Raw genomic sequence first — 11,607 nt, 5'->3', positions numbered from 1 at the left:
TATGATTACTGTCCACATTATTGATAGCCAGCAAATTTATGTTCGATCTGAGCAGGTTGATCCGTACAGTAGGCTGCCGGAAGGGGCGGTTATCAGCGGTGCGCCACCTAGCACTGACAATCCGCAGGTTGCCCGATGGACGGGCAGCGGTTGGGAAATTTTGCCAGAGCGCCCGCCTGCGCCTCCCGCACCGCCCGCCCCCGTCCCACAATCCTGCACCCGCCGCCAAGGTCGATTGGCCCTGCTGCAAAACGACCTACTGGATGATGTCGAGGACGCCATCGCCGCTATCCCCGACCCTGCCCAGCGCCGTGCCGCACAGATCGAGTACGAAGCGGATACATGGGACCGAGGCAACGCCTTCTTGCAGGCCATGTGGGCGCAAATGGGCGGCACCGAAGAAGGGCTTGATGATCTTTTCCGGCTGGCGGTGACGCTGTGAACACCCCGCGCCTCATCAAGATCGGCGATGCCTTGAGCCAGCTGGCGAACGTCACGCTCCTACCTCGCCACCGCGAAACCACGGCCAACGAGTCAATCTCTGGCCGTGCTCACAGGTGCGGCTGGCGGGTAGAGCGTTTCATTGACTGGCTTTTCAGCCCCTGGGAGCGCGACCACTGCCGACGCGCCCACGAGAAGGACATCGAGCGAGCCCGAGAGTGGGTCAAGATGCACCGCAAACGATAACCGGCTCAAGCCGGTTTTTTACGCCTCTTCATGGGGCTTTTTTATTGCCCGAAAGGAGGGCCAATGGAACCAACGTCAAGCGTAGCGTCAGCCGCTGCCACATTCGGGGCTGTAGCGATCACATCGGTACTGCCAGGGGTAAACGGGGATGCTCTGATCGGAGCCTTTGCCGGCGGCGTGGTCTTTGCATTGCAAGCCAAGGATCTGGTGATTCCCACGCGCCTCGTTTACATGCTTGTGTCGATCCTGCTGGGCTACATGGGCGCTGATGAAGTCATGCGTCACACTGGGGTGCAGTCGCATACCCTGGCCGCCTTCGGTCTGTCGGCGGTGATCGTGACGTGTGCCCTGGCCGGGATCGACAAGATCAAGAGCTTTGACTTTGCATCGTTCTTCAAGCGTGGGGGTAATCATGTCAGCCGTAATTACGATGATGGCCGTGCTGGCTAACCTGGTCACCGCCAGCCGACTGATCTGCTACCGCCGGGGGATAGCCGGTACCGGCCCGGTGTTTCGTTGCTGGCTTACCTGCTGATTGTGTTCTCGGGTGGGCAGGTAATAGACACGGTATTCAATGGTTCGAACGTGACGCCGTGGGAGGCTGGCTTTGCGGTGGTCATTGCCGTGCTGGTGGTGCGTGCGCGTGGGAATGTGGCTGCAATTGTGAGGTGCGTGTGATGCTCAACTTCCTTAAAACCTTTTTGTTCAACCGGTCCAGCCCGCGCAACCGGCTCAAAACACACCAGCCCCACCACCCCCAGGCAGCAAGCCCGACTTTGCCCTGGCCTTTGACCGGCTGATCGGGCACGAAGGCAACTTCACTGATCACCGCAACGATAAAGGCAACTGGACCGGCGGGCGTGTGGGTGTTGGCGTGCTCAAGGGCACGAAGTACGGCATTTCGGCCATGACCTACCCAGAGCTGGACATCAAGAATCTGACGCTCGAGCAGGCCAAGGCGATCTACTTTCGTGACTTCTGGCTGCGGGCGGGTGCTGATCAATACGACGGGGCTATTGGGTACCAGGTCTTTGATGCGGCGGTGAATCACGGCATCGAGAACGCGGTCAGGATCCTGCAGCGTGCGGTGCGGGTGGCTGATGATGGTGACGTCGGGCCTCTGACGCTCAAGGCGGTTCAGGCCATGTCGGTGACCGATGTTCTGATGCGGTTCAACGGGCAGCGGATTCGGTTCTATACCCGGCTGTCGACCTGGTTGGATTTCGGTAAGGGTTGGATGAACAGGGTGGCGGGAAATCTGGATTATGGAGCGGATGATGCTTAAAGCGATCTGGGGGAAGGTTTGGCCGTATCTGGCCGCCATCGGCGCGGCCTTTGCTGCGGTGCTGGCCATACGCCAGTCGGGCAAGGCAGCGGGGCGTCAAGAAACCCGTCAAGAAATCAACGAAGCCATCTCAACACAACGGAGCAAGATCAATGAAGCCGATACGCACACTTCTCAAATGGACGACCGTGATGTTCGTCGTGAGCTTCGCAAGTGGGTGCGGCCTGACGCCGAGGGTGATTGATACGTATTGTGAAAATACGTTTGTGATGGAGCCGACCGATCGGGATGTTGATGTGGTGTCAGATCGGCTGGCTCGTCAGATTGTGATGCACAACAGCCGGCGGGAGAGGGTGTGTTCTTGAGCGAGTGGCCGAAAAACATGATAACGACCGCCTGGCGAAGACTAGGCGGTGTACGTGATCGATTAGTACGAGCGCGGTGCGTAATCAGTGAGTTCGCCTGCGACCCTCTTGTTCTGCAGACTGGACCAGATCCAAATATTCGTAACGGTCGGCTGTCCTGATCGGATATGTGCTGTACACGTGCTCAATAAAAGGCCGAAATGTCAGCCCAGCCGTTTCGTGGATTACACCATCAAGAACCTGCCGTGCGTGCTCCCCTAGCTCACCGGGAATCTGTTCCGGTCCGCAATAAACCAGCAGAGTTTTAGGGCTCCCGTAATAATTAACTGCCTGTTCTATCCGCATTAAGGGGTCTGTATTAGCGGCTTGTATCACGTCGTTGACAAACGGCCCGTAGTGATTGAAATTCCAATGAATGTCTGTTAACTGCCGACCATATCTCCGGGCGTATTCCCAATCGGCTAAATAGACCATTTTCGTCACTCTGGCGTTCGATAGCTCATCAGGGTGAGGATACACTTGGCACAAATAACGAATAATCGCCTGAAGTATCTCGTTCATGTTATACCCCCTATGCTATTTGATCCGCGTAAAAATATGCTTACACCAGCACTGCTCATGACCAAAGATGCCAAGTGTTCCTCTTTACCGCTGATCAACGTATTTAGCTCTTGAGAGTTAAAACAAGAGTTTGACAAGGACTCTAGAACAATAACCCCCACTCTAGTGCCTGTTTTATCGGATTGTAAAGCCCGAGCGTAATACTGCCGACTCTTCATTCTGATATCACGCGCTACTGACTCTGGTAAATCGAACCGCCTTTGCGACATTTTCACATAGTGGCTCAGATTTTTGTCCGGATTAGGCAATGTTCCGTGACACGCCTCGGGGCTATTCCAAGCCTTGCCAATGCAACCCTCGTTAAACGGAAATTTCCTCCGGCGCGGATCATTGCGCTGGGGATCGGGCGAAAATCTTCCTGCAAGAATGAACCAGCCGTCGACATGGGCATATACCGAGATTCGTTCTTGAGCGGTAAAATTCATATTGCGCACGCATCGACGAAGGTACTGTGACGTATTGTCCCACAGCATTTGTTCTAGGCTTGCGCGTAGATTCTCGATGGTTTCTTCCGCTTCCGAGAGCTTCCCCTGTCCGTCGCACCTTCTCTTTGCAGTGATTCGATGAGATGGTTTTGATCCCGAATTGTTTTCTTCAGCTTTTCCCTGTCGTGATGTTGCTGGGCCCCGGCAGCAACGTGCAACACGATCAATATAATTGTCGTGAGTATTGATGGGTAGCTTTTCAGGATGACCCAATAATCCTCTTGGCCGTTGATAAATGCAGCTTTGATACCCGAAAGGTCAGCGCCAAGCCAAGTACCCGCGAGGCCGAGAGCGGCAACGAGCAAGGGGATTATCCAAGGCAGATTGCCAATCCACACCGCCCGAAGAGCTTGAATTAGAGCTGACATATGTTTTTTTCATCTGACATTCCGTTGCATATCGTAACTCAATATCCGATAGGCATAAACACCAGAGTACCCACAGACCAAACCGTAAACGTAGAAATTCAGGACCACTAAGGTTGGCGCATGCGGTCGCTCGGCATAACAGGATGCAGCACCGGCCTGGCAAGCTTCCTACGCTCGAGAAAAATATCTTTCCCAACTGCTAGCAGGCCGCCAACGATTGTTCCTAAAAGTGCGGCCGCAGCCGAAATCCACGCTGGATTGATCTCTGTGCCCATATACGCATGGCCTTTGGTTGTCGCGAATCATCTGATCATACCTGTCGGGTTATACCCGTCAATGCAATACCCAGTTTTTAAAGAACGGCTGCTGGTGCTTTACAATCTCACACTGCACTAGCGGCTTATGGGCGCTGCTACTGCGGAATTCACTGCGGAATGAGGGGAAACAAGGGGTAATTCAGGGTATCGGCAATTTCTAAGTATTTGATTTGTTTGCCCTTAGCTCCCCTTGGTTCCCCTGTTAAAGGGTTCGAATCCCTCCATCTCCGCCATTAGCAACCTAAGTTGTTGATTGGTAAAAAGTAGTTGTAAATCAATGTCTTCTAAACAGTCACTTTCTAAGAGAGTTGCTAAGGAGGGCGTTGATATGCCTAAGGTTCCCAACCTTCGGCTTCGTGGAAAAAAGTAGGCTCTACCCCATTATCGGGGGACACGCATTCACTAGACACGGTTAATCACACCGTTCCAACCGCACTGGGCCAAGACCCGTATGCGGTAATTCTCAAAGTTCCTAAACCCATACGCACGGCGTGAGAGCATTTCCATTTTAGTATGGAAGCCTTCAGTGATGCCGTTCGATTTGGTAAAGCGCCACATTCTCACAATCGGCTCGAGCCACGCCCTGAGCGTTTGGGCCAATGCTCGCGCCGGGCTCTGTTCAAACTGCTCGATCAAGGCCAGGAACTGAGGCATCATTTTCTGGGCCCGCTTTCTGTTCAGGCTTTTCATCACCAGGAATCCGTTCAATTGCTGCTTGGCAAAGTACAGCGCGCGAAGTACCGGCTCTTGGGCCAGATACTGGCGCAGATTCTCCTTCTGTACCGCACTGAGCTTCCAGTGATGACGACGCATCAGACTGAGCAGCCCGCGGTTCTTGCGACCTTCCGGGTCGTACTGCTGCCACAGCTTCAAAAAGTGCTGGTTCACCAGGCGCACGACGTGGAAGCGGTCGGCCACGATCATGGCATTGGGGAAGTACTGCTGGGCGATCCGGCGATACGTCTCGGACAGATCCATCACAATGACGCGCACATTCTCACGCCCGGGAAGACGCTTTAAATAGCTGCGCAAGCTCGCCTCCGAGCGCCCCAGCACCACATCAAACACCTTATGGTTCTTCAGATCCACCAGCGTGGTGGCATAGCCCTGCTTGCGCGTAAAGAAGTGCTCATCAATGCCCAGCACCTGCGGACACGCCCGGCCTGATAACTCCGAGACCCGCTGCTTCACAAACGACTGATACCAGCGCTCAACCGTGGCACTGCCTATCTGGTGGGTGATGGATAACTTGCGCTGACTCACACCGCCTTCATGGGCTTCGAACACCTCGAGCCGGTAGGCTTCGGTGGCGCGTCGACGCGGGCCAATACCGGCAAACCGATGACGAAAATACCGGTTGCACTGGGTGCAGTGGTACTTGGGCACGGCCAGGTGCAGCACCATCAATTGGTTACCTTGTCGCGTATGCTTGAGTGTGCGTTGGTACGTGGCCTTGATGCGCAGATTAGGCGCCTGACAGTACAGGCAACTAGGCCGACGTTTGGGCCTGGCCCAGACGTGAATATCCTGTGCCCGGTTGACCGTAAGCGTTCAGCCAACCCCATCTTGAATCCGCTGACGCTGTGTTAGAGCATACGTGTCCATTTATTTTTCCATGGACACGTATGCACCAAGATACTAATGGTCGGCGTCGGCGCCGCAAACACTCCCCTGCGTACAAGGCCGAACTGGTCCAGCAGTGCTTAAGCAGCGGTGCCTCGCTGGCCGCTATCGCACTTGATCACGGTTTGAATGCAAACCTTTTACGTCGATGGGTCATTGAGCATGAACGTTTGGGGCTGCATACCCTTGACGATGCACCCACAGACCCGGTGCCTGTGCCAGCACCTGCGGGGGCATTGCCTGAGTTTATTGCTTTGGGGCCGCCAACGTCGACCTCGTTGCTGATGCCCGCCTCAGCGCATCGTCACGAACGTGCCCCAACGGCTGATGCTACCGTGCGGGTCGAGCTGAGCGCAACGCGGATGAACATTACACTGCATTGGCCGTCTTCGAACAGCCAGGCACTGGCGCACGTGCTGCGGGAATTGATGGCATGATCCGTATCGACCAGGTCTGGATGGCCGTTGAGCCCTGGATATGCGGGCCGGTGCCGATACGGCCCTGGCACGGGTTGTGCGGGTCTTTGGCGCTGCGCATCCGCATCATGCGTATGTGTTTGCCAACAAACGGGCCAATCGCATGAAGGTATTGGTTCATGACGGCATCGGCGTCTGGTTGGTGGCACGGCGTCTGAATCAAGGCCATTTCATGTGGTCAAATGACGGCCATGGCAGCGTATCACTCACTCACGAGCAGCTCGATGCCCTGGTGCTGGGCTTGCCTTGGCAGCGTATCGGTGAGGCTGGCATTATCCGTCTGGTTTAACCCTAAAAGATCGTCATTCTGCAATCGGGGACGTTGCCAATAGCCGGCGCACAGGCGCTGTGTAACACTACGCCTCATGATGACGAACACGCCCGATGACCTTGACCAGCTAGACGCGCACCAGTTGCGCGAACTGGCGCGTCAGCTCATGCTGGCCAATGCGCGCAAAGATCAAGACATCACGTTCAAAGCGGCGCGTATCACGGCGTTGTCTCACGAGATTGCCATCTTGCGCCGGCACAAGTTCGGCCAGAAAAGCGAGCAATTGGGCGGTGAACAGGCGTTGTTGTTCGATGAGGCCGTGGGCGAAGACCTTGAGGCCATCGAGCGCGAACTTAATAAACTTAAAACCCGCCTGCTGCGGGTGAACCGCGCGATAAACCGCGCCGTGCGGCCTTGCCGCCCGAGTTGCCCCGCACCACCATCCACCATGAACCGGCGTCCACAACCTGCGATTGTGGCTGCCAGCTCAAGCGTATTCGTGAAGACGTCAGCGAGAAGCTGGACTACACCCCAGGCACCTTCAGCGTTGAGCGTCATGTGCGTGGGGTCTGGGCGTGTACACACTGCCAGTCAATGACGCAGGCTTCGATGCCCGCGTACATCATCGACAAAGGCATCGCCGCCGTGGGGTTGCTGGCCCAGATCCTGATCGCCAAATATGCCGATCATTTACCCCTGTATCGCCAGGAAGCGATCTTCAAGCGCGACGGCATGCACATCCCGCGCTCGAGCATGGCCCAATGGGTCGGGCAATGCGGTCATGAACTGCAACCACTGGTCGACGCCCTGCGTCGGTGTATCTTGCAACACCGTATCCTCCATGCCGACGAAACCCCGGTGCGCATGCTCAAGCCCGGTAGCGGCAAGACCCATAAGGCCTATTTCTGGACCTATGCACCGGGCAAGTTCGAGTCCTTGAAGGCCGTCATCTACGACTTCAATGAGGGTCGAGCAGGTCTCTATGCCCGCGAGTTCCTGGGGATTGGCAAGGTCAGCTGGTCGTTGATGACTACTCGGGCTACAACGCCTTGTTCCGCCAGGGGTGACCGAGCTTGGTTGTATGGCCCACGCGCGCCGTAAATACTTCGACCTGCACAAGAACAACCAGAGCCCTGTGGGTCAACGGGCTCTGGAATTGATTGGCGAACTTTACGCGATCGAGCGCGAGGTAGCGACCCTGTCTCCCGCCCAACGCCTGGCGCTACGACAAGAAAAAGCCAAGCCCTGGCCGATGCCCTGCACACCTGGATGTTGGTCCAACGCCAGCGGGTATTGAATGGTACCGGCACGGCCAAGGCACTGGATTACAGCCTGAAACGCTGGGCGGCACTGACCCGCTATCTGGACGATCCGTTCGTCCCAATCGACAACAATCATATCGAGCAACAGATCAGACCCGTGGCCGTTGGAAGATCCAACTGGCTCTTTGCAGGCTCATTGCGTGCCGGTAAACGCGCGGCCGCGATTATGAGTCTGATTCAATCGGCCAAGCTCAATGGACTGAACCCGCATGCCTATCTGAAGGATGTGCTCACGCGTCTGCCGACACACCCAAACAGCCGGATCGACGAGCTGCTACCCCACAACTGGGTGGCACCTGAGACTAACGGCGTCGACGCCGTTTCTGAAAAAATTTGCGCTTGAGGTAGGGAGGGGAATGTAGTTCCCCAGACGCTTACGGTTGACCTGCTGAACAACTAAACCTGGGATCCCTAGGATAGAATCGATTGGGAACATCGACATACACTCCATTAAACGTGTTTCTTCGCAAAAACAAGTCTAATGAATGTCGGTGTCCCCCTTTAATGATGAAGAGCCAAAAAGTACTGGTATCACCGGTACATTCCAGAAGATGTACGTGAGGTTTTCGATGGTAAGGAGCAGGTCTGGATCAACCTTCAGGCTAGCGAATTCACCGAAGCCAAGGCCAAGTGCCTTCAGCTCACGCTAGAGCATGACCAGCGAATCACTGAGCTTCGCAAAGGTCAGTCCGCAGTTTCCTCATTCTTCACTGATGATTACATTTCCTCGCTCGCTGAAGCTTGGGCTGTCGACTGGCTGCGCCAGGACGAGCAGTACAGGATCGATGCAAGTGGCGCGGATTCGCAATACGTGTCTCTCTTGGGGATAACTCACACGCCCCAATCGCTCCGTAGTCTCTTGATGCTCGAAACCAAACAGGGTTGGGATGGTTTGTCGCCATTCATCGCCTCCGATTGGTTAGCTCGCCAGTCCGTCTTGATGCCGCGCAACAGTGACCCGTTCAAGACGCTCTGCTACCGCATTCGTCAGGCAGCGTTGCAGGCACTGGAGACCATACGTCTACGAACCGAAGGGGTTCCGGTGGCATCTCCTGCGCCCCTCAAGGTGGTAGCGCCCAAGGCGAAGCAGTTCATTGCAGATCTCATCGAGCCTTGGAAGATCCGCCAGAAACCCAAGGATGCCTCCATCCGGGAGTTCGATAGGGCGGTTGCGCGGTTCAACGAGAAGCACCCCGACTTGGCGGTTTGCGATATCGAGTCGGTTCACATCGTTGAGTACCGCGATTGGCTAACTGGGCAAGGCCTTGCTGCTGCCACGGTCGAAAAGCACATGAACGCGATCAAGGCGTTGCTAGGGATTGCGGTCGAGAGGAACTTGATCAAATACAACCCCGCATCGAAGATTAAGCCGCCAAAGGCCAGTAAAACTGATGGACAGGATCGTGAGCCATTCAGATTAGCTGATCTTAAGTTGATCTTCTCCTCTCCAGTTTACAGAGGTCAGAAAATTCCCAAAGGGGGAAAGGGTGAGGCCGCTTATTGGTTGCCACTTATGGCTCTATTTTCTGGTGCACGTGAAGAGGAGCTCTGTCAGTTGCGATTGGATGATCTACGTGAAGAGGAAGGGGTTCTTTATTGGTTAATACAGCGCAAACACAAAGAGCAAGATACTAAAACAGACGGTTCAATTCGCCGCACTCCCATACACCCGGAATTGATTCGGCTGGGGTTGTTGGATTATGTTCAAGACCTGCGGGATCGCAGGGAAGAGTGGTTATTTCCGTTGTTGGTTCCTGATGTGAAGGGGAATCGCTCAGGTAACTGGTCTAAATGGTTTCATCGGTATTTGCGAGAGACAGTCAAGATTACAGACCCAGCTTTGGTCTTTCACTCCTTCAGGCACACCTTCAAGGATGTTTGCCGTGAGTGCTCAATTCCAGAGGATGTCCATGACGCGTTAACTGGGCACAAGAATGCAAGCGTAAGTCGTTCATACGGTTCAGGGTTTTATCCTCTACTTCCTTTAGTAGACGCCATTAATCGATTTGGCGTGAGAGGCCTAGATTTATCTGAGGTCATCTCACCTCCCAACGTGGGGTAGTGCGGTTGGCTGAATTCGGGTTAATAATCCTTTGATTTGTAGAGGCTAATGTAAAGCTTTTCAGTCACTACGTTCTCTTTTGGGATGTCTTGACTGGCTTCGTGATTAATTGCTTAATTTATCTTTGCTAAACGCTGCGGGTTACACTCGGTAAACAAAAGACTTCCCTAGCAAAGAAAGAATGACAATAGACCTGAACCAAATCGAATCTCGGCTGTGGGCTGCTGCTGACCAACTGTGGGCCAACACTGGCCTGAAGCCTTCGGAGTTTTCCAACCCTGTCCTTGGACTGCTTTTCCTGCGTTACGCCGAGAAGCGATTCCATGAGGCTGAGGCTAGGCTGATCGAAGGTGGTCTCGATGTTTCCGAGATCGAGAAGTTCGACTATCAGGCCGAGGGTGCGCTGTACCTGCCCGACAATGCCCGCTTTTCCTACCTGCTGGACTTGGCCGAAGGGCAAGACGTAGGCAAGGCTGTCAATGAAGCGATGGCGGCTGTCGAGTTGGAGAACGAGGAATTGAAGGGTGTTCTGCCTCGTTCCTACGGCAAGCTCCCCAATGTCGTCCTGATCGAGTTGCTGCGTCTGATGAACAGCCTCGGGGAAATCGAGGGAGACGCCTTCGGGAAAATCTACGAGTACTTCCTAGGCAAATTCGCGCTGGCTGAAGGTCAAAAGGGCGGCGTGTTCTACACACCGACCAGCATCGTCAAACTGATCGTTGAAATCATCGAACCCTTCCACGGGAAGATTTTCGATCCGGCCTGTGGCTCCGGAGGAATGTTCGTTCAGAGTGCTGACTTCGTGCATCGGCATCAGAAAAGAGCCAGCGAAGAACTTACCGTCTTTGGTACTGAAAAGGCCGGCGACACTGTGAAACTCGCCAAGATGAACCTTGCGGTGCATGGCCTCTCTGGAGACATCCGGGAATCCAACACCTACTACGAAGACCCTCACATGGCAGTGGGTAAGTTCGACTTCGTGATGGCGAATCCTCCGTTCAATGTCTCGGGTGTCGATAAGGAGCGCGTGAAGGATGACCCAAGGTTCCCTTTGGTATCCCGACTACCGACAACGCCAACTACCTCTGGATTCAACTCTTCTACACCGCCCTGAGCGAATCGGGTCGCGCTGGCTTCGTCATGGCAAACTCGGCGGGGGATGCACGGGGAACTGAACTGGAAATCCGCAAGAAGCTGATCCAGACCGGGGGCGTGGATGTGATCGTCTCGATCGGCTCCAACTTCTTCTACACGGTGACCCTGCCGTGCACCCTGTGGTTCTTCGACAAGGCCAAGACCAAGGGGAGCGCAAGGACAAAGTACTGTTCATCGATGCACGGGGCTACTTCCGGCAGATCAGCCGGGCAATCCGTGACTTCCTGCCAGAGCAGATCGAGTTTCTCTCCAACATCGTGCGCTTGTGGCGTGGTGAGGCTGCCGAAACGAGTGAGGGTAGCCAAGGGATGCTCCAGCAGCAGTTCCCTGAGGGTATCTATCGGGACATCGCTGGGGTGTGCAAAGTAGCGACTCTGGCGGACATTGAAGCGCAGGGATGGAGCTTGAATCCGGGGCGCTACGTCGGAGTGGCAGATCGACTTGCTGACGACTTCGACTTTGCTGAAAAATTCCAAGCCCTCGCGGAGGAACTCGAAAGGCTGAATGGCGAAGCAAACGAACTTCAAGAGCAAATCAGCGGCCAAGTTACGGCCTTACTCTCTTGAGGAT

13 protein-coding genes and 3 pseudogenes are annotated in these 11,607 nt (G+C 54.9%); 12 read left to right on the top strand and 4 right to left on the bottom strand.

Features of this window, described 5'->3' with window-relative positions:
* Position 1: 1 nt before the first annotated feature.
* From N7E01_RS02060 to N7E01_RS02035, 6 genes are all read left to right on the top strand, one after another.
* The gene (locus N7E01_RS02060; RefSeq protein ID WP_289174411.1) at positions 2 to 442 is read left to right on the top strand and encodes a hypothetical protein; all 441 of its coding nucleotides are present in this window, start codon (positions 2 to 4) and stop codon (positions 440 to 442) included.
* Positions 439 to 687, top strand: coding sequence for a hypothetical protein (locus N7E01_RS02055; protein WP_289174409.1), 249 nt, complete (start codon positions 439 to 441; stop codon positions 685 to 687). Before N7E01_RS02060 ends, N7E01_RS02055 begins: the two co-directional genes overlap by 4 nt.
* A gap of 63 nt (positions 688 to 750) precedes the next feature.
* Positions 751 to 1,137, top strand: a complete 387-nt coding sequence (locus tag N7E01_RS02050; RefSeq protein ID WP_289174407.1) for a putative holin — start codon at positions 751 to 753, stop codon at positions 1,135 to 1,137.
* A 24-nt stretch (positions 1,138 to 1,161) separates the two neighbouring features.
* Entirely contained in the window at positions 1,162 to 1,365 is a 204-nt protein-coding gene (locus N7E01_RS02045) for a phage holin family protein (protein ID WP_289175711.1), read from the top strand.
* A 103-nt stretch (positions 1,366 to 1,468) separates the two neighbouring features.
* Entirely contained in the window at positions 1,469 to 1,972 is a 504-nt protein-coding gene (locus N7E01_RS02040; RefSeq protein ID WP_289175710.1) for a glycoside hydrolase family 108 protein, read from the top strand.
* A complete protein-coding gene (locus N7E01_RS02035) occupies positions 1,962 to 2,216 on the top strand; it encodes a hypothetical protein (RefSeq protein WP_289174405.1) in 255 nt (84 codons plus the stop codon). Before N7E01_RS02040 ends, N7E01_RS02035 begins: the two co-directional genes overlap by 11 nt.
* Before the next feature lie 205 nt (positions 2,217 to 2,421).
* On the opposite strand, the gene N7E01_RS02030 is transcribed toward N7E01_RS02035, so the two are convergent.
* The 4 genes from N7E01_RS02030 to N7E01_RS02015 all read right to left on the bottom strand — a co-directional run bounded on the left by N7E01_RS02030 (position 2,422) and on the right by N7E01_RS02015 (position 5,652).
* Positions 2,422 to 2,898, bottom strand: coding sequence for a Panacea domain-containing protein (locus N7E01_RS02030; protein ID WP_289174403.1), 477 nt, complete (start codon positions 2,896 to 2,898; stop codon positions 2,422 to 2,424).
* Positions 2,895 to 3,431, bottom strand: a complete 537-nt coding sequence (locus tag N7E01_RS02025; protein ID WP_289174401.1) for a hypothetical protein — start codon at positions 3,429 to 3,431, stop codon at positions 2,895 to 2,897. The genes N7E01_RS02030 and N7E01_RS02025 overlap by 4 nt, the downstream gene beginning before the upstream one ends.
* 5 nt (positions 3,432 to 3,436) lie before the next feature.
* On the bottom strand, positions 3,437 to 3,811 hold the full coding sequence (locus N7E01_RS02020) for a hypothetical protein (protein WP_289174399.1): 375 nt from the start codon (positions 3,809 to 3,811) through the stop codon (positions 3,437 to 3,439).
* 719 nt (positions 3,812 to 4,530) lie between these two features.
* Complete coding sequence (locus tag N7E01_RS02015; protein ID WP_289175709.1) at positions 4,531 to 5,652, bottom strand: ISL3 family transposase; 1,122 nt, start codon at positions 5,650 to 5,652, stop codon at positions 4,531 to 4,533.
* 101 nt (positions 5,653 to 5,753) lie between these two features.
* Between N7E01_RS02015 and N7E01_RS02010 the strand changes: the two genes are divergently transcribed.
* The 6 genes and pseudogenes from N7E01_RS02010 (at position 5,754) to N7E01_RS18240 (ending at position 11,603) form a co-directional block, all read left to right on the top strand.
* Complete coding sequence (locus tag N7E01_RS02010) at positions 5,754 to 6,188, top strand: transposase (protein WP_289173498.1); 435 nt, start codon at positions 5,754 to 5,756, stop codon at positions 6,186 to 6,188.
* 40 nt (positions 6,189 to 6,228) lie between these two features.
* Positions 6,229 to 6,516, top strand: coding sequence for an IS66 family insertion sequence element accessory protein TnpB (tnpB, locus tag N7E01_RS02005; RefSeq protein WP_289173404.1), 288 nt, complete (start codon positions 6,229 to 6,231; stop codon positions 6,514 to 6,516).
* 79 nt (positions 6,517 to 6,595) lie between these two features.
* Positions 6,596 to 8,163 (top strand): annotated as a pseudogene (tnpC, locus tag N7E01_RS02000) (IS66 family transposase).
* Positions 8,164 to 8,346: 183 nt separating this feature from the next.
* Positions 8,347 to 8,487 (top strand): annotated as a pseudogene (locus N7E01_RS19225) (DUF6538 domain-containing protein); the annotation flags it as partial.
* Positions 8,488 to 8,682: 195 nt separating this feature from the next.
* On the top strand, positions 8,683 to 9,882 hold the full coding sequence (locus tag N7E01_RS01995; protein WP_289175708.1) for a phage integrase SAM-like domain-containing protein: 1,200 nt from the start codon (positions 8,683 to 8,685) through the stop codon (positions 9,880 to 9,882).
* Between the two features lie 181 nt (positions 9,883 to 10,063).
* A pseudogene (locus N7E01_RS18240) lies at positions 10,064 to 11,603 on the top strand (type I restriction-modification system subunit M).
* The last annotated feature ends 4 nt before the right edge of the window (positions 11,604 to 11,607 follow it).

Origin of the sequence: Neopusillimonas aromaticivorans, from assembly GCF_030344915.1 — a bacterium.
Lineage (GTDB): Bacteria > Pseudomonadota > Gammaproteobacteria > Burkholderiales > Burkholderiaceae_B > Neopusillimonas > Neopusillimonas aromaticivorans.
This window is presented reverse-complemented; position numbering and strand designations above follow the sequence as displayed.